Here is an 18,235-nt window from a genome sequence, read left to right as displayed (position 1 = left end):
GTGACGACCCCTCCGACACGCTGGCATTTTCAGCCAGAGCCCGACGACGTTCCGGAGGATGTGGCCAAGGCGGCACTGAGCGAGCTGGCCCGGCTTCATTCGTCCTACAACGAACTCCTCGTGGAACGCAATGGCCTGATTCGCGCGATAAAGGACAACCATCTGTTCCTCGAGGGTTCTCCCCGCAAAAGCATGGCCACCTTGGCTCGCCGCGCAAAGGGACGACTCAAGCCGCCTCTTAGGGCTTGGAAACACGGCGATACGGGCCCGTTTCCGGCCCTTGTAGCCGTGGCCAGATTCGTTGTGTCCGAAACGGTGGCTAAACCTTACCTGGTTCGCCGGCGGCTGCGACGCTTGTCCTTGGACCCGCAACCCTCGCGCTACTATCGCGACCGTCCTATGCGCGCGGCCGCCGAGGAGGGCGACTACCTGACGTCACGCATCTGGGCCGAGACGCTTAAAGCACAGCATGGACACGAAGTCGGTTTCCTGCGGGCGAGCCGCAAGGCCGCGTCGGCCGACGGCGGAATCTCCCGCAACCTCGAACTCGCTCGCAAGCTAATGGCGAGGACCCCGGGCCAAGGCGCGATACTCCACCGCAACATCGAAGGACGCTTCAAGGAGCTCACCGGTTGGCATCCACGAATACCCGGCCCGGTTGAACCGATAATTCCGCGCAGTGTGGACACGGTCCTTCATCTGGTGAAGGAGAGCCGACCGTATCTGTCCAACGGTTTCACCTCCCGAAGCCACGAAAATTTCAAGGCCGAGGCGGCGGAGGGTCTTCTTCCGGTGGTCTTGACCGAACCAGGGTTTCCTCGGAACATCGTTGGAGCCGACTTCCCGCGGCTCGAGGACGTGGACGGCATCGAACACCACCGGCTGGACCTCGGTGCGCGCTACGTGGACGTACCGTTGGACAAATGGCTGAGTGATTTCGCATGGCTCGCGGGCGAGAAGGTCCGCGAGATCCGCCCCGCCGTCATCCACGTGAGTTCCGGCCGCCGGGGCTACGAAACCGCCTTAGTTGCACTGGCCCTGCAGGAGAAGTTCGCCGTACCTCTGGTATACGAAGTGCGCTCATTCTTCGAAACCACGTGGACAGGTGAAACGGCTATGGAGGGGCGCGGCGAGATCTACCGTCGCCGTCATGAGGTTGAAACGATGTGCATGCTTCGTGCGGACCGCGTGATCACTCTCGGTCAGGCAATGAAGTCGGAACTCGTGGCGCGCGGTGTGGCCGCCGGGAAAATTGATATCGTACCCAACGGTGTCAATCTGGAGAATTTCGCTCCAGCCCTTCCCGATGCCTCCCTCAGGGAAAAATACGGGATCACCATGCCCACTTTCGGCTACGTATCCAACATGGACCATCGCCGCGAGGCCCAAGAACTGCTGATTCGCGCCGCCGCGGTTATGAAGGCCGAGGGAAGGGAAGCACAGTGCGTCTTAGTTGGTGGTGGAGCGAGGATTGAGGAGCTGCGGGCGCTGACACTTCGATTGGAAGTCGGGGACCGTGTGGTGTTCACCGGACCCGTAGACCATGCAACAGTCGCCGGCCACTACGGGCTCATAGACGTCTTCGTGGTCCCGCGTATTAACGAAAGGGCGGCCCGCTATGTGACGCCACTCAAGCCCTTCGAGGCCATGGCGATGGCACTGCCTATGGTGGTTAGCGATCTTCCGGCTTTGGAAGAGGTCGTAGATCCACCCGCACGAGGTCATTCCTTCCGATCCGGCGATGTCTCGGACCTGGTTGAGAAGATTACGGCACTACTGGATGATCCGCGGGAGCGTCGGCGAATCGGTGAGGCGGGCATGGAATGGGTACGCACAGAGCGTCAATGGATACACAATGGTCCGCGTTACCGGGAATCGTTCCGGCTGGCTGTCGACGCGGCCCGCGACTAAAGTACGAGACAAGGACGGCATGAAGCTCCACTACCACGGATTCCAACCAGAACCCGGTTCGCCCGTTCGGGAAGCGCTAACTGGACTGCGGCACCAGAAGGCCATGGGACACGACAACCCGGTTCTTTTGGCCTACACACCGGTTGCACGCGTCAACCCCTACCAAGCTCTGCTTTACTCGTCCTTGCGTCGGCGAGGCATTGCCGTCACGCCGGTGACCGATCCTTGGGACTTCCGCGAACTCGAGGCAGTCGCCGACCAAGCATGTGAGGTCATTCTCCATCTGCACTGGCCGGCGTTCGTGACGCGCGACGCAGCGAGCGCCAGAGAGGCAAACGAGTTGGCGGACCGGTTCATCGAACAATTGCGCGGATTCGTGGATGGAGGTGGGAAGCTGCTGTGGACTGTCCACAATCTGGTCGCACACGATGCCCGGTTCGAAGCCGTCGAGCTCCGACTCCAACAGGCGATAGCCGACCTCTCGTGGCGGGTCCACATAATGGACGAATCGACGCTCCAACAAGTTACGGGCTATGTGTCGCTGGATGTAAATCGACTTATCACGGTGCCCCACCCAAGCTATTTAGGGGCGTACGAGGACTACATCACGAGAGAAGACGCAAGGACCACGCTCGAAATCGATCCGGACGAGATCGTGTATGTAGTCTTCGGAGCCATCAAGGCATACAAGGGTATCGAACGGTTTCTCTCCGGGTTCGAGGAACTTGGGAACGTCGGGGGGCGCGCGCGCAGGCTTATAGTGGCCGGCGCACCCGACGCCGACACCGGAACCGATGCCCTCTTGCGACGACTCCGCGAACATCCCGACGTTCTCCTCGAGGAACGCAAAGTTCCCGGAGAACGGGTACAGTACCTCATGCGCGCAGCAGACATTGCCGTGGTTCCCCACGAGCGGGCACTCAATAGTGGTGCCGCTCTTCTGGGGCCAAGTTTTGGCCTCCCGTTGCTGGCCCGTCCGGTAGGTGTTCTGCCTTCCGTCTTAGACGGTTCGTTCACGGAGTTCATGGAAGACAGCCCGTCTGCCGCGCCCGCTATCCTTCGGGCAGACCGACTGCTGGATGCCGCTGCCCGCACTGCAGCCATGGATTTCGCTGAACGCTTGCGTGCGGACGGTGTCAGCGACGGTCTGGCCGATCAACTTACACAAGCCCTGGCATACGACGCCTAGTAAGGATGACGATGAAACAAAAGAAGAAAATCGGCCTCGTCGGATTCTTTGGGTGGGGAAACTATGGCGACGAGCTTTTCCTGAAGCTCTGGAAAGAGCGTCTTGGGGGATATTTTGACTCAGACCAGATCAATACCCTTCAGAAGGTGCCGTACTTCGACCGGCCCTCCACTGAGGTTGCCAAGGACTACGACGCCTTCGTCATCGGGGGCGGAGACCTGGTTATACCTTCAAAGATTTCGACCCTTTATTGGGATCGTGCATGGCTGGCCAAGCCGGTCTATATCGCGGGCGTTGGAGTCCCGACGTGGATCACCCACGAGAATCCGAATGTCATTTCCAAGATGCGGGCCTTCTTCCAGCACCCCAATGTTCGGTACATCGGTGCCCGGGACGAAGAGAGCGCGGCCTGGATACGCGAGAAATTACAGCCTGAGATTCCTGTCAATGTCAGTCCGGATCTCGTGTTCTCGCTCGATATGCCGCGGCCGCGCGAGTACGAGAGGCCTACGTTGGGTGTCGCGGTTCGCCAACGTCGCAACAGTCGGGACGACTACACCCAGCTGACTTCCTTGGTTGAAGCGGCACGCGAGGAAGGCTACGCGGTTGCCGCACTTGTCCTAGGTTCGGAGGGAACCGGCACAGCTGATTTAGAAGTGGCACGCTCATTGCCGTTTGCCGTAGATGAAGTGGTGCACTCCGAAGACATCGACGACATTTCCAGTGCTATCGGAGGGCTCTCTATCCTGGCATCGATGAAGTTTCATGGCACCGTAGTGGCCGCGATGTACGGAGTCCCTTCGATCGTGCTTTCGCCGACTTCGAAGAGTCGGAATCTTTACCGACTCATGGGGCGTGAAGAACTCCTGTCGCATCTAAACGACGAAAAAATGGCGGAGAAGCTGCTTTATGCCCGCAACCGAGTCCCGGAGATTGTCATCGACGAACTACACCGGCGCTCGTCAAACGAACTCGATCGGTTGGTCGACCTGATCCAAAAGGAACAGGACCCGATAGCCCGTTACGCAAGGGTTGGCCGCTCGACGGCTGAACTAGGGCTCGGCACGGGCATCCGCTTGGCGTCCAAGATCCGGCGAGGCGCTACTTGGAGAACCAAAAAGCTTGCTCGGAGAGTCAAGCGTCGACTCGGTTAGTTGATGTTGCGGGGGGACGGGGCCGAAGACGCGTCTCCCCGCTGCAACATAGAGGTTCCGTTGTAATCGGTTTCTCAGAGGAGCCATGCGGTGGGACTATTGGGCCTTCTGGGCTTCATTGGTGCGGCTAAACAAAGCGAAGTCCTCGGGGCTGAGGGCTAGACAATTTGAGTTAGTAGAAGGCCTATATGCTCACGGCCATACGCTAGGTTCATGTGATAAAAATCTCCACGCGTGTATAGAGATTCGGGCCCTTGGTCGTTCGGATCCGCCAGGCCGTACCTTGTTTGTGTCAGCATCGGGGAGGCCAGTGTGTTCTGAGGCTGTTCAACGACGTTGACACCTAGATCGGTCAGCCGTTCTAGCTGGCGGGAAAAATCCAAGAGGACGCGGCCCTCCTCTCCGGCGTCTAGGATCGCTCGAATCGTGTCGAATCGCTTGCCTTCTCGCCGGGGGGCCCACTCCAGCGGCATGGCTTGGGGAAGAAACCAGATCGGCTTTCCAGTACGTCGACGCAGGGCTCTGACGGTCTGGACAGCCTTTGTCTGGTCGAAAACTGCATCCAAGTACAGGCCATAAAGCTCCTCGGACAGGATGGACACAGGCAATCGACCGGCGAACGTATCTCGCTGGTGGTGAATCGATTTTTCCACGAGGTGCAACAAGGAAAAACCCATGCCCACGACGACAAACGCATCGGAAGCATCAGTATCCAGCGGTTCATCCGTATCGAGTACGGGAACGTTGCGTAGTACGTGCTCAGGGGCTTCGCCACCAATCAACCTGAGCCGCTCCGTGCCGTAGGTGCGTTCGATGTGGAAGTCGGGCTGGATGTGTGTCCCAGCCAAGAGTTTGCGGGCGGCCTTGGCGGCATGGCCCAAATGTGAATTTCCTATAAAGGTCAGTTTCATTATCGTCCGAACGCCTCCAGCAATGCCTCCTCGCAGAAGACCTCCTCGCCGCTGAGTTCAGTGTTCTGTGCAGGTCCGATTTTCGCAGGTTGAGTCTTTCCGCCCGTCGAAGTGGTGGCCCCGTCTATGCTTTCCGCATCGTGCTCAGCAAAGAAATATCCCATGACGGTTTCGACTCCCTCAGTCGTAACGTCGCGCCTCGATTTGTCGAAGAACCGGCCGCCCGAAACCTGGGATGTGATGATCTCATAAGAGGGAAAATAGTCGATGTCCTCGAACCGGTCGCAGAGCTCGCCAGCGACGGCGCGCAGCACAGACTTGGAGTAGACACTGGCTTGCAGGACGTGGTTTCCTGTCGCCGTCGCTGCTAGGGCGACGGGTGAGACCGTGATCAGGAACTTGAGCCTCGGATTGAGACTATGGGCAAGTTGGCGAAAAGCCAGAAAGTCGTCGAGGATCTCCGTGAAGCCGAAGTTGTGGAACCGGTAGTGATGCGCGTCATATGACCCGGCAATCGTTCCTGGCGCCGTCGGATAGACCGTCCCGGAAGAAACGTGTTCCCATCCCTCGGTGAGGCCGAACGTATAGATAAGGACGTCCGCCTGCCCCAGCATGAGTTTCACTGCTGCCAAATGGCGGGATCTGTGGAGCCGCACAAGTTCGATGGACTCGTGGCCGTTGGGTTCGACGCTCGGACGGAGGGCGTCGAAATACCGTCCATTCTTTTCCCATACGGCGTTCTGGGGCTTGTACAACCCCAACGCTTCCTCAGCGAGCTGCCGCAATTGGCGCGCGTAGTAAATATTGCCGAACCGGGCGGAATATACGCCATATCCGTATTGCGCGGCGAGCAAGGAATCGAGGTGGGGTGGCGACTTTTCGAAGTCCATGACTGTGAAGCCGTGACCGCGTAGATGTCGGGCGATGTGCTGGGCGAAACAACTGCCAGCGGTTGCCACCCGAGTGGTGCGGTCTAGCGTGAATTTCTTTCGGTAGAGGGATTCGAGTTCCCCCGGACCGCGGTTGGTGACTCCGCTGTTCCAATACGTGTGCGCGGCGTTCCCGCGATATGGCGAGGCCGCCTTGGTTGTGTCGCTCACTTTTTCTCTCCCTCCGCCAGAAACTCCACGATAGCCGGATCCTGCCATTGATGCTCGTAGTAGAGACCGGCGATGGAGCGCAGGATGCGCCGTGCCCGAAGCCGATCCGCAGGCGGCACTGTTTTGAGCTTGGCCATGTACCAGTCACGGAAGTAGGGCTCCAGCCTGGTTTCGGCATACGCCTCCATGAGCCCTTCGTGGCGCAACCAGTCCGTGCGAGGCAACTCAAGCAGAAGGCACTTGTTGAAGAACCGGGCCGAGATGGAATTCACGGTGGAGGCCTCTACCGCGGCGTAGTAAGTGTGAATGACTGTATCTGTTACCGCGAGAGTGCGTGTCCTGTGCAACATTTGTTGGAAAAAGAAGCTGTCCTGTCCGACAGCACCCTCCGGTTGTATCAGACCCAAGCCCCTTAGCCATTCCGTGCGCGCAACAAGCGCCTGAATGCTCATGGGTCGAAAATTCAAACGCCGCAACGAGTCGCTGCCGGAGTACAGAACGTCGGGCCCCCCCTCGAGCGCCCGGCGTAGATAGTAGGCATTGTTTGCGATCCGGCACTCGTGGCTCCACCGAGACATGTTTCCAATGGCAAAATCGACCTCATTGCCGCGCAGAAGCCCGACTAGGCGGGCGAAGCCGTCCTCGACGGCTTCGTTATCCGGATCCAGATAAGTGGTGAATTCGCCAGTTGCCAACTCCAGGCCGCGGTTGCGTGGCCGGGAGGCGCTTCCGCTGCCTCCTGTCGGGAACCGGTGAACCGCAACTTGGGGAATTTCGCGCTCGAGCTCCTCCAGGATGTATAGCGTTTCAGCGTCGGTTGAGCCGTCGTCGACGAGCAACACCTCAATTTTTCCAAAGATGCTGCTGCGCCGCAAACTGGCCATGCACTTGTGTAGAAGGTGTCGTCCGTTGTTGAAAACCGGCACTACAACGGACAGCAGTGGCGGAGGCGCGAGGGCAGCTCCAGGGTTCGCATGGCGGCTCTCCGACTCGGGAGAGTCGTGCGTCGGCGGACGCATGCGCACTGTGGGTGCTGGGCTCGTGGGGCGAACTCCGAAGGCGTCGATGCCGTAGTACTCGTCGATGTCCCCGACGTTGACAGGCTTTTCGCCGTTCGTCCACCAAGAACCCAGCCCCGGCTCAGGGCGCCCGAGTTGGACGCGGTGGCTTGAGGGATCTGCGTCCTCGATGCCCATCGCGTACTTTGAAGCCGCAGGCACATTCGCGTACTTATAGGCGTTGATATGGTCCGCCACGTAGTTAGGGCCATAATCGAATGACGGGACTACCTCCACGACAACCTGTGCGGTGGAGCCGGACGATAGGTAGCGTTCTCGGGAAATCAGGGTCACGGCGCCGACTGTCTGCCGGCGCAACTGCTCTTCCAGGAAGGAGCTTGGCTCGTCCGCCACGGCAACCGCCGAAACCCGCCGTTGGGGCGTCGAAAGGCCGAGCGACGCCAGCATCGTGTCCAGGCCGTATAGCGTCAACTCCGTCATGAACACGGCCCGGACGCCTTCGGACTGTATCCGGCGCAGGTCCGTGAAGGACATGGAACGGAGAAACTCCGTGACGTCGGCTCGAGAGTTGGCCAAGTGGATGTGGGGAAACTTGCTGTTGAGCCCTTGATTGTAGTTGCTGAGGACCACTGTTCCCGAGGCCTGAAGCTCGACCGCGCGGTTGGCGTACATGGACTTGCTGCCAATGACGGAATTCAGGTTGATCGCGACGTCGCAAACCCGCTGGAGGCCCATGAGGAACGAATGTTCAACCGCCGGTTCCACAAGGGGGAGAAGTTCGCCGGGAAAAGCGTAGCGCGCGTTCCGAATCCCAGAATTGCGGTCTAAGATCACCAAGCGGCGGCTCCTGTCGGCGGCGGCCCCATGCAGTAGCGTCTCGCCCCATTTGGCCCGTTCGGGGTACTTGTGGCGGTGCCAACTCCCAGCGAAGAACATGAGGTCCTGTGGGGCCGACCGAGACCCGATCGGGGAGTGGTGCAACGGATTAACGCCAAATGGCACCGTGCCGACATGTGAGGCGCTGGGGCAGTCCCGAAGATAATTGGGGACCATCTCTTCGGCTGTGGTGAAAATTGCATCGCAATGGCCGGCGATTTCCACAAAATGGCCGTAATTGGGCGGATCTTCCTTGGAATAAAACAGGATGGGCACCGAGGCGCGTCTGAAGGCCGGCAGGACCTCCTCCAGCAGTAGCCGCCTCATCGGCGTGCCGGGTGTCGCCAGCCCCGTCCAGCAGACGCCATCGTGGCCCCGCCAAGTCGATGCGACCATTAAGACGTCCACCGTGGCGGCCGTCGCCTCGAAGTTATCCGGTGTCACGGGGACGAACTCGGCGAGGCCCTCAAGGCTGGAAAGCAGGAAGCCGTCCGCAATGATGCCTATACGATAACGGAGCGGCGCATGGGCGCGCCCTGAGGACGTCATGGGAAGACCGGCGACGACGGGTCCCAGATCCCGCAATGTGGTCTCCTGCGGATGCCCGCCGAGTAACATGGCCCGCACCGTCCCGCTGGCCGCACCCGGTATCCATGGTCCGTCGAGTTCGAGCCGACGTAGATGGACGAGTTCGGAACGCCGGAGCGCACCGAACTCGTCGTAGTCGCCCAATGGTGGGTCCGTGGCCGGCGAACTCACGAAGGCCAACCGTCTTTGCCGACCAAACGCCGCTTCACACGAGAAGCAATCGAACGGGGGTCGCGCAACGGACGCAGGGCATCCCGGGCAGTTAACAGCCCCGTAGCGCGCGCCAAGGACCGTGCCAGCCCCCCTACGCGGAGCTCCGTCAACTGCTCTTCCAATTCGACTATACGGCGCAACGCAGCCTCTTCAGAGGCGTAGGAACGGCGCAATTCCTCACGGAGCAACTCGATTTCGTTGTGCTGGCCATGACCGTCAGCCGGGAGAAATTCAGTCAAGGTCTACACGGTGAACTCGTCGATGCGCGAGCCTACTCCCAGTAGCTCCGCAATGGCGGCAACCGTCCGCGCCGCGGCAGCGCCGTCCCCGTAGGGGTTGACGGCGTTCGCCATGGTCTCGAAGTGCGCGGCGTCCACAAGGAGTCGTGTGACTTCGACCACGATGCGCTCCTCGTCGGTCCCGATGAGCATGACCGTCCCGGCGCTGAGTGCCTCGGGGCGTTCCGTATTGTCCCGTATCACCAGGACGGGCTTGCCCAGGCTCGGAGCCTCTTCCTGCACGCCGCCGGAGTCGGTGAGCACGATGTGCGCCAGTGACAGCATGCGGGTGAACTCGCCGTAGGCCAGCGGTTCCGTCACGATCACATTGCCGCGACCTTTCAGGGCCGGGAGCACCGCCTCGCGAACCACCGGATTGCGGTGTGCGGGCAGCACGATGGCCAGTTCTGGGTTGGCGTCCGCGATACGGGCCAGTGCGCGGCCGACGCCGCGCATCGCATCGCCTTGGTTCTCTCGGCGGTGGGTTGTGACCAGGAGCACCTTACGACCGGAGCCGGCAAGTTCCTCAAGCTGGGGATCGCTGAAGGGCACCTTCTTTTCGACGGTGCTGAGCAGGGCGTCGATGACGGTGTTTCCCGTGACGACGATGTCCTTGCTCTTGATACCCTCGGCCAGAAGGTTAGCGCGGCTCGTTGTGGTGGGTGCAAGGTGCAGCGAGGTGATCTGCGAGGTCAGCTTTCGGTTGGCCTCTTCCGGGAAGGGGGAGAAGAGGTCGAAGCTGCGGAGCCCCGCCTCCGCGTGGACCACAGGGATGCCGTGGTAAAAGGCGGCCAGCGCTCCGGCCGTGGACGTAGTTGTGTCTCCCTGGACGATGACGGCGGCTGGGCGCACTCTCTGTAGGACTTCGTCCAGGCCGTCGACGGTCCGAGTTAGCACCCCGCAGAGGCCTTGGTTCGGACGCATGATGTTCAGATCCTCGTCCGGAGCAATCCCGAACAGCTCATTGACTTGGTCAAGCATTTCCCGGTGTTGCCCCGTGACCACCACATGGCAGTCGAAGTAGGGGGAATTCTGCAGGGCTTCGACGATCGGGGCCATCTTGATGGCTTCCGGACGGGTGCCGTAGATCGGCATGATGAGCGGTTTCATGGTCTCCGTGCGATGTTGTAGTGGGAATCTTTGAATCCACTCTACCCAAACCTGCCTTACGGGACTCGCGGTTGTCCGAAGGCGAGCCCGGAAGGCATCGGCGGTAGAGTATGTTGACGCCGCCACCGGACGAGTCGGGTGCGCGCCTGTCATTTCGAGCAATTGACATGGAGGTAATTTGTCCCAGGCAACCACTGGCCCCCGGAATACGCCCCCCGGGAGGACGCCACGGGTCGCGCCGGTCGGTGTGACCGTTCCCACAGGGGGCCTGGAGCGGATAGGTAAGCGGAAGTCGCCGGCTTCGTATGTTTCCGAACTATGGGCATACCGCCACTTCATCCTCTTCGACTCGAAGGCGCGCGTCGAAACACGTAACCAAGGCGCTGCCCTGGGCAATGTTTGGCTTGTCTTAACACCCGTGCTCAATGGACTGACTTACTTCCTCGTCTTCGGTTTGCTTTTGGGCACGAGCCGAGGCATCGAGAACTTTTTGGGCTTCCTGGTCATCGGTGTCTTCATGTTTAGCTTCACAAGCCGGGCGATCACCAACGGCGCCCGATCAATACAGCAGAACCGCACCATGATGTCTGCATTCCGTTTTCCGCGTGCCACGCTCCCGATCGCAATGACCTTGCGAGAACTCTTGGCGTTCGTACCGGCTCTTGTCGCGATGCTTGTGATGATCGTCATCCTTCCCGAGGTGGAGATAATCACGTGGCGCTGGTTGCTAATCGTGCCGATCGTCGCACTACAGCTCGTTTTGAATTTGGGTCTTTCGCTCATTCTGGCCCGCTTGGTCGCGGCCATACCGGACATCGGAAACCTCATGTCGTTTATCATCCGGATCTGGCTGTATGCATCCGGAGTCTTTTACTCGTTTGAACGGTTCACCGACAATGCACAGCTGCTTGCCATCCTTGAATTCAACCCCATGCACCAGGTGCTCGACATGACGCGTGCGGCGGTCCTTTATGAGGAGCTGCCTGGAGCAAATTCTTGGTATATCCTTGCGGGTTGGGCTCTGGGTTCGCTAATCATTGGTTTCTTTGTGTTCTGGTCCGGCGAGGAAACCTACGGCAAGGAGTCGGAATGATGGCCAATTCTCACCAATCGCAACGTCGCACCTACAGGATTGCCCGTGCGCGAACGAACTCCGATGCCGGAAGGGCACCGACGGGCAGGCGGGGTGATCTTGTCTATGGGGCGAAGGGTCGGTCCGTACCGCCCAAGGTTTCAGGCTCGGAGCATGTCCGGCCTGAGGTCGGCTTGGACCAGACATCACCCGCTCAGGAACGGCGGCATGGGCCTGCGGCGGACGAAAAGAAGGACCGGCAGTCGGCCGCCGAATCCAGTATGGACGCCTCCTCGTCACCGCGTAAGAATGTTCGCCGCCGGGCGGACCCGGTGGTACCGAGCATCCGTAGCCTGTCCAAGACAACTTTTGCCAACCCGGCGGTGGTGCTGGACCGAGTGGCGATGACCTACACAGTGACGACTCGTGATTCCACGGCCGCCTCTTCTCTCCCGCTCCTTCGTCGCGTTGCAAACTCCGTGATGAGGCGACGCCCCACGGTCAAGGTACGCGCGCTGAAGTCACTCTCACTTGTCGTGGAGCATGGCGAGTCGGTTGGAATTGTCGGCAGGAACGGCTCGGGAAAGTCAACGCTCAGCAAGCTGATTGCCGGGCAACTCAGGCCAACTGAGGGCGCGGTTTACGCGACCAGCACACCCATCCTCCTCGGCGTGAACGCGGCACTTCAACCCGGTCTTTCTGGTGCCCAGAATGTCCGTTTAGGATGCTTGGCAATGGGCATGACAAAGGACCAGGTAGATTCAAAGTTCGAGTCCATCGTTGATTTGGCGAGTCTCCGCGAAGAGATTCATTTGCCCATGGGAACCTATTCCTCCGGAATGGCATCGCGCCTGCGTTTCGCGATTGCCGCCAGCGTGGAGCCGGAGATTCTTGTGATCGACGAGGCTCTCAATACCGGAGACGCCGCCGTGAAAGAGCGCACCAAGGTACGCATGGACGAACTACGTGCCCAGGCGGGCTGTGTTTTTCTAGTGAGCCACAGTGTGGGGGTCATCAAGGACATGTGCGACCGCGTGCTCTGGATTGACAAGGGCGAACTAATTATGGATGCGGACCCGGAGACGGTGCTTTCGAGCTACCGTAAATACATGAAGCTGCTGGCGCGGGACGACCAGAATGCGGCAAATGTTTTTCGGCGGAAGAATGAGCTCCTGAACCCCACGGTGAAGGTGTCTCCAGGCCCGGGCAGCGAGGGATGGCCCGATTAGTCGGAACTGACCTCACCCAGCACCAGATCGCTGAACACCGGCCACGCCTCGGCGGCCCAGGGACCGAAATCGCGGTCGGACAACGCCACACAGGCGATCCCCGCCTCCGGGTCGACCCAGAGGAAGGTACCGGACTGGCCGAAGTGCCCGAACGTCCTTGCGGAGTTCCGGGATCCGGTCCAGTGCGGCTGCTTGTTGCCCCGAACCTCGAAGCCCAGGCCCCAACCGTTGTCCGCCTGCCGTCCGAACCCCGGCAGGACGCCGGGCAGGCCCGGGAACACGGCGGCGGTCGCCCCGGCAACCGTCTCCCGCGCCAGCAACACGGGCGACTGGAGCTCGGCCGCGAAGCGGGCGAGGTCCTCCACGGTGGACACGGCCCCGGCGGCGGCGGAACCCTCCAGCCGCGTCGCGGTCATGCCCAGGGGGCTCAGGACCGCCTCGTCGAGGTAGTCGGCGAAACGGAAACCGGCCGAGGCCTCCAGCGTCTCGGCCAACACCTCGAATCCGGCGTTCGAGTAGATCCGGCGTTCACCGGGAGCGGCACGCACCTTGCGCTCCGCGAAGTCGTAGCCCGAGGTGTGGGCGAGGAGATGGCGGACCGTGGATCCGTCCGGACCGGCCGGCTGGTCGAGTTCCAGCGCGCCCTCCTCCACGGCGGCGAGCGTGGCGTACGCGCTCAACAGCTTGGTCACCGACGCGAGGCGGAAGGTCCGCGCGCCGTCGCCGTGGGATGCGATGGTCCTACCGTCGGCGTCAACCACCGCGGCCGCGGCGTGTTCGACGGGCCAGGTGTCCAGTGCCTTCAGGGCGTCCATGCTCATCCTCCGGTGTTGTGGTCGGTGTTCTCCGCGCCGTCAGTGGCCGCACCGGGGGCGGTCCCTCCGTAGTGGGCGGCCAGCAGCCGCAGACCCTCGTCAAGTCCGACCTCCGGTGTCCAATCCAGGATCCTGCGGGTCTCGCGCTGGTCGAACCAGTGGGACGTTGAGAGCTGTTCGGCGAGGAAGCGGGTCATCGGCGGTTCGTCCCGGACCCAGCCGCGGTCCCCGGCCAGCGTCCAGGCCGTCTCCACCAGGGACCCCGCCGCCCGTGCAAGTCGACCCGACACGTTCCGGCTCGGGGCCGCGACGCCGCCGGCGCGGCAAATGCCGCCCAGGAGGTCCCCGACGGGCCGGGGCTGGCCGTTGGTCACCACCAGGGCCCGTCCGTGCGCGTGATCCATGCGTGCGAGGGCGCGAACGATCGCGGCCGCGGCATTGTCGACGTACGTCGTGTCGATCAGCGCGGTTCCGCCGTCGAGGAGGGGAAGCCGCCCCGCCTGGGCGCGGTCCAGTACCCGCTCCACCAGCTGTGTGTCGCCGGGGCCCCACACAATGTGCGGCCGGACGGCCGCCACACGGAACGACGGCGTGTCCGCACCCAGCGCCAGCAGCTCCGCGGCGGCCTTGGAACGCGCGTAGTGGCCGCGGGCCCGAACCGGGTCGGCCGGTTCCGCGTCCGCGCCGGCGATCGCGGATCCGAAGTGGGCCACTGAGGGGGACGACACGAACACGAGGTCCCGGACCCCGGCATCGCGCGCGGCCGCGACCACGTTGCGGGTTCCCTCGATATTTGTCGCGGCGAACTCGTCCCAGCGTCCGGAGAAGGACACCTTGGCCGCGAGGTGGATCACCGCGTCGACGCCGGCCACGGCGCGTGCGACGGCATCCGGGTCCGTGACGGAGCCCCGGTGCGACGCCGCGGGCCCGCCCGCCGCCCGCCGTTGGAACGCTTGGACCCGGTGCCCCTGCGATGCCAGCAGCCGGACCACGGCGCCGCCGAGCATGCCGCTGGCTCCGGTGACCAGGACGTCCCGGCCGTGCCCGGGGAGGGGATCCGGCGTCACAGCCTCGGGGCCTTTCCTCCGGCCAACGCGGCGGTGGCCCACCCGGCCACCGCCGCCCGGTCGACCTTCGAGTTGTGCCGCACGTCGGTCGGCAGCCGCGGTACGGCCAGCACCGCGGCAACCTCGAGACCCGTCGCCGTGACCACGGCGGTGCGCACGGCCGCGCCGAGCGCGTCCGCGGCCCTGCCGGCGGTCTTTGCGGGCCGATCCGTCTCCAGCACGACGACGGCGGCCTGGATTCCAGCCGGTCCCACGCCCACGACGGCGGCGCGCCCGACGCCGGGCACGGCGGCCGCGGCAAGCTCCGCGGCCACGGGAGTGCGGACCCCGCCCGCGGTGGTCAGGATGTGCCCGAGCCGGCCTTCCACCCAGAGCCGTCCCGCGGCATCGAGGTGGCCCACGTCCCCGGTGCGGTGCCAGCCGGGGAGCGAGGAGCTCTCACGCTCGGTGATCCAGAGCCGGTCGTAGCGGTCCTTGACATGCGGCGCCGAGACGAGGATCTCCCCGGTGCCCCCCGCCCGGGTGGACGGAGCGCCTGACGCCGCCCCGTCGTCGTCCAGGGGGGCGATGGCGACGCTGGCTCCGGAGACGGGCAGCCCGACGCAGACCCCGTTGCCCGCCCCGGCGGCGCGGATGCCCGCGTGGTCGATGTCCGTGACCGGCAGCGCCTCGGTCATTCCGTAGGGCGTGTGCAAGGTCGCCGCGGGAATCAGCCGCTGGATGCGGTCCAGCAGGCTTTCCGGAATGGGGGCGCCGGCGGAGAGCACCAGGGAAACGCGGGCCAGGGCTTGCCGTCCGGGGTCGTCCAGCGCCCCGGCGGTCGCGTCCACGTTCGCCAGCGCGGCGGGGGAGGCGAAAACCACGGTCGCGTCGATGGCCGACGCCGCGTCCGCCAATGCTGCGGCCGTCAGCGTGCGCGGCGCCGTCACGTCCATGTCTGGCGTCACCGAGGTGGCGCCTAGGGCCGGTCCCAGCAGGGCGAACGGGGCGAAGCCGGCGACCAGGGCGGAACCCGGGGAGATGCCGTAGGTGTGTCGAATGGTGTCCCGCATGGCGGCGAGCTGGCGTTGGGTGTAGACCACGCCCTTCGCGGGGCCCGTGGATCCCGACGTGAACAGGATCGCGGCGTCGTCGTCGGCGCCCGCCGGAGCGAACGGCTCCGAACCGTTGCCGGCTGCGGCACCTCGTTCCAGCAGGCCGGGCAGGGAATGTTTGGTGCCGAGGAGCCCGCTGCGCGTTTTTCCCAGCCGCGTGGCCGAAATGCGCGTGCCTGGCCATCCGAACGCGCGCGCCGCGGCGAGGGCGCGTTCGATGCCCACCAGATACTTCGGTCCGGCACCCTTGACCGCGCGCCCGAGGCCAACCGCGCCCAGCCCGGCGTCGGCAACGACGACGACGGCGCCGAGGCGCAGGCACGCGTAGATCAGACACGTGAGATCCCTGCCGGGTGGCACCAGCAGGCTCACCCTGTCGCCGGCGGAGACGCCCACGGACGCCAGCCCGCGCGCGAGGGAGTCGACCCGCGCCGCCAGTTCCGACCAGCTCAGGCTGGCGGTACCCGGCTGCCCGGATTTCCCCGGGACCATGTCGACGACGGCCGGGCCGCCGCCGTCGCGTCGTGCGTCGAGTTCGGCGAGCATCGGCCGGAACGCGGGAACCCCTTCGGTTTCGCGCGCGGGCGCCGCCGGTGCGGCGGCGGCCTGCGGCGGTGACGCCGCGCGGTCCGTCCCGGATTCCCGTGCTGCAACGTTCAGTCCCAGCCATGCGAGAGCCGGGACGGCGATGTCCCGGTCCTCGGGCAGCAGGTGCCCGGCGCCCTCGAAGCGGTGGACATCCGCGTGGGGAAGCCGATCCATCAGGTCGCGCAGGTAGCGGTCGGAGAACACCGGATCGCGCGGACCCCAGAGCAACAGGGCGGGAACGTCGAGGCCGCGGACGCCGTCGGCAATCCGTTCGAGGGCGCTCCAACTGGGATGTGTGGGCGTCGCGGGGATGTCCGCCACGAAGTTGCCGATGCCGACGCGCAGTGCCGCTGTCGCATAGGGCGCGCGAAACGCCGCGCGCACCTCGCGGGAAAGGCGCGGCCGGGCGAGGGCGTACGTGACGTCGAGGAACGCTGTGCCGCCGGTGGTTCCCCATGGGTGGACTGCCGGGTGCAGGGCCGGGCGGAGCACGGCCGGGACGTCGGAGCTGGCGGGGTGGACGGCCGTGTTGGTCAGGACGACACCGGCCAGCTGTCCGGGATGCCGCAGGGCCCAGCCCAGCGAGACGAGGCCGCCCCAGTCGTGGCCGACGCTCACCACGGGACCTTCGAGGCCCAGTGCCGCCGTCAGGTCCGTCAGGTCCGCGACCCTGTCGTCAAGCCTGCGGAAGGCCCCGGTGCGCTCCGAGTAGCCCATGTCCAGCTGGTCCACGGCGACGACCCGCCACGGGGCGGGCGCGTCGGTGGCGGCCGCGATCAGTCCGCGCCATAGGTAGGACCAGGTGGGATTGCCATGCACGCACAACAGGGTGCCGGCAGGTTCCAGGCCGCGCCGGGCCAACTCCGCGCCGTTGTCCAGCAGGTGCCATTCGTGGACGGCGCCGACGGCGGAGGCGGCCGCGGTGGACGGCACCCAAACGCGCCGGGACCATTCCGGCCGCACGCCGGGCCAGGCTGCTACCACGCCAGTTCCAGCATGGCGGTGTTGAGCCCCGATCCGACCCCCATGCACAGCACCCTGTCTCCGGGATGGAGCGAACCCGATTCCTGGGCCAGCGTCATGGGGAGCGACGCCGGTCCCACGTTGCCCCACTTGGGGAAGGTGATGGGTACGCGGTCGCGAGCCAGGTCCACCGCCTTGATGATCGCGTTGGTGTAGGAGTTGGACACCTGGTGCGTGACGTAGCGGTCCATGGAGCGCCAGTCCCAACCGCTCGCGTGGGCCTCGTTCCAGGCGCCGACGACGAGCTCGAGCCCGTTGTCCAACAGGCCCTTGGTGTCGGTGTACATGCCGTCCGGGCCGCCCACGCAGAGTTCGTGGTGTTCCGTGCCGGCCCGCGACACCCCGCCGATGATCCGGTGAGATCCGGGGTGCCGGTCCGCGGGACCGATCACGGCCGCCGCGGCACCGGAGCCGAGCGTCAGGGTGGCGAATTCGCGCAGGTAGTCGTCCCTGGTCGAGTCCTCGCGGTTGAGTCGTTCGAAGGTCGGTTCCTGCGCGATTTGCGAGTCTTCGCCGGCCACGATGAGGGCATATTTGATTTGGCCCGAATCGATCATGTTCGCTGCCAGCGTGATGCCGTTGACGAATCCGAGGCAGGCGTTGGCCAGATCGAAGTTCATGGCCGAGGACGGCAACCCCAGACCGTGATGGACTTTCACGGCCACGGACGGCTCCAGGTTGCGGCGCGTGACGGAGGTGTTAATCAACAGCCCCACTTGGCCCGCTTCGATCCCGGCCTCCGCCAGCGCCTTGGATCCGGCTTCGATGGCGGCGTCGTCGAAGCCCGTCCCCGCGGGCCACCACCGGCGTTCACTGACTCCGGCGACGCGTTCCAACAAACGGCGCGACAGCTTCAGCCTCTTGAGGCTCGGTTCCAGCCGGCGATCGAAGTCGTCCGAGCTGACCACCACCGGCGCCTCCACGCCCGTGACAGCCAGGACCGCGGAGTTGTTGTGTCGGAACGTTGCATTGCCGTTCAATATCAAGCCTTCGTCCAG

13 protein-coding genes are annotated in these 18,235 nt (G+C 63.7%); 5 read left to right on the top strand and 8 right to left on the bottom strand.

Annotated features, from left to right (window positions below):
- The 3 genes from AC0QSG_RS03960 to AC0QSG_RS03950 are packed head-to-tail and all read left to right on the top strand — an operon-like array spanning position 1 to position 4,254.
- Entirely contained in the window at positions 1–1,911 is a 1,911-nt protein-coding gene (locus AC0QSG_RS03960; protein ID WP_475376720.1) for a glycosyltransferase family 4 protein, read from the top strand.
- 19 nt (positions 1,912–1,930) lie between these two features.
- Positions 1,931–3,100: a glycosyltransferase family protein gene (locus AC0QSG_RS03955; protein WP_475376719.1), complete on the top strand. Its 1,170-nt coding sequence runs from the start codon at positions 1,931–1,933 to the stop codon at positions 3,098–3,100.
- Positions 3,101–3,111: 11 nt separating this feature from the next.
- Positions 3,112–4,254, top strand: a complete 1,143-nt coding sequence (locus tag AC0QSG_RS03950; protein ID WP_475376718.1) for a polysaccharide pyruvyl transferase family protein — start codon at positions 3,112–3,114, stop codon at positions 4,252–4,254.
- A gap of 158 nt (positions 4,255–4,412) precedes the next feature.
- Here the strand turns inward: AC0QSG_RS03950 and AC0QSG_RS03945 are convergent, their stop codons facing one another.
- The 4 genes from AC0QSG_RS03945 to wecB form a co-directional block, all read right to left on the bottom strand.
- On the bottom strand, positions 4,413–5,165 hold the full coding sequence (locus tag AC0QSG_RS03945; RefSeq protein ID WP_475376717.1) for a hypothetical protein: 753 nt from the start codon (positions 5,163–5,165) through the stop codon (positions 4,413–4,415).
- Positions 5,165–6,265, bottom strand: coding sequence for a GSCFA domain-containing protein (locus AC0QSG_RS03940; RefSeq protein ID WP_475376716.1), 1,101 nt, complete (start codon positions 6,263–6,265; stop codon positions 5,165–5,167). Before AC0QSG_RS03940 ends, AC0QSG_RS03945 begins: the two co-directional genes overlap by 1 nt.
- A complete protein-coding gene (locus AC0QSG_RS03935) occupies positions 6,262–8,892 on the bottom strand; it encodes a glycosyltransferase (RefSeq protein WP_475376715.1) in 2,631 nt (876 codons plus the stop codon). The genes AC0QSG_RS03940 and AC0QSG_RS03935 overlap by 4 nt, the downstream gene beginning before the upstream one ends.
- A gap of 311 nt (positions 8,893–9,203) precedes the next feature.
- Positions 9,204–10,349, bottom strand: a complete 1,146-nt coding sequence (wecB, locus tag AC0QSG_RS03930) for a non-hydrolyzing UDP-N-acetylglucosamine 2-epimerase (RefSeq protein WP_475376714.1) — start codon at positions 10,347–10,349, stop codon at positions 9,204–9,206.
- Positions 10,350–10,596: 247 nt separating this feature from the next.
- On the opposite strand from wecB, the gene AC0QSG_RS03925 reads away from it, so the two are divergent.
- Positions 10,597–11,442: an ABC transporter permease gene (locus AC0QSG_RS03925; protein ID WP_475376713.1), complete on the top strand. Its 846-nt coding sequence runs from the start codon at positions 10,597–10,599 to the stop codon at positions 11,440–11,442.
- A 173-nt stretch (positions 11,443–11,615) separates the two neighbouring features.
- A complete protein-coding gene (locus AC0QSG_RS03920) occupies positions 11,616–12,650 on the top strand; it encodes an ABC transporter ATP-binding protein (RefSeq protein ID WP_475376712.1) in 1,035 nt (344 codons plus the stop codon).
- On the opposite strand, the gene AC0QSG_RS03915 is transcribed toward AC0QSG_RS03920, so the two are convergent.
- The 4 genes from AC0QSG_RS03915 to AC0QSG_RS03900 are packed head-to-tail and all read right to left on the bottom strand — an operon-like array spanning position 12,647 to position 18,217.
- Positions 12,647–13,465: a serine hydrolase domain-containing protein gene (locus tag AC0QSG_RS03915; protein WP_475376711.1), complete on the bottom strand. Its 819-nt coding sequence runs from the start codon at positions 13,463–13,465 to the stop codon at positions 12,647–12,649. The two genes, AC0QSG_RS03920 and AC0QSG_RS03915, sit on opposite strands and share 4 nt — an antisense overlap.
- A gap of 2 nt (positions 13,466–13,467) precedes the next feature.
- A complete protein-coding gene (locus AC0QSG_RS03910) occupies positions 13,468–14,472 on the bottom strand; it encodes an NAD-dependent epimerase/dehydratase family protein (RefSeq protein ID WP_475377269.1) in 1,005 nt (334 codons plus the stop codon).
- A 56-nt stretch (positions 14,473–14,528) separates the two neighbouring features.
- Complete coding sequence (locus tag AC0QSG_RS03905) at positions 14,529–17,198, bottom strand: alpha/beta fold hydrolase (RefSeq protein ID WP_475376710.1); 2,670 nt, start codon at positions 17,196–17,198, stop codon at positions 14,529–14,531.
- Positions 17,192–18,217, bottom strand: a complete 1,026-nt coding sequence (locus AC0QSG_RS03900; RefSeq protein ID WP_475376709.1) for a 3-oxoacyl-ACP synthase III — start codon at positions 18,215–18,217, stop codon at positions 17,192–17,194. Before AC0QSG_RS03900 ends, AC0QSG_RS03905 begins: the two co-directional genes overlap by 7 nt.
- Between the last annotated feature and the right edge of the window lie 18 nt (positions 18,218–18,235).

It is taken from the genome of Arthrobacter sp. LT660, assembly GCF_056172845.1.
Note: the sequence above shows the minus strand (reverse complement) of the source record. Positions and strands in the feature narration are given on the sequence as shown.

What these genes read in the sequence shown, in the direction of transcription:
- wecB (WP_475376714.1), bottom strand. Translation starts at nt 10,349, where the DNA reads ATGAAACCGCTCATCATGCCGATCTACGGCACCCGTCCGGAAGCCATC.
- AC0QSG_RS03945 (WP_475376717.1), bottom strand. Translation starts at nt 5,165, where the DNA reads ATGAAACTGACCTTTATAGGAAATTCACATTTGGGCCATGCCGCCAAG.
- AC0QSG_RS03910 (WP_475377269.1), bottom strand. Translation starts at nt 14,472, where the DNA reads ATGCTCGGCGGCGCCGTGGTCCGGCTGCTGGCATCGCAGGGGCACCGG.
- AC0QSG_RS03950 (WP_475376718.1), top strand. Translation starts at nt 3,112, where the DNA reads ATGAAACAAAAGAAGAAAATCGGCCTCGTCGGATTCTTTGGGTGGGGA.
- AC0QSG_RS03955 (WP_475376719.1), top strand. Translation starts at nt 1,931, where the DNA reads ATGAAGCTCCACTACCACGGATTCCAACCAGAACCCGGTTCGCCCGTT.
- AC0QSG_RS03915 (WP_475376711.1), bottom strand. Translation starts at nt 13,465, where the DNA reads ATGGACGCCCTGAAGGCACTGGACACCTGGCCCGTCGAACACGCCGCG.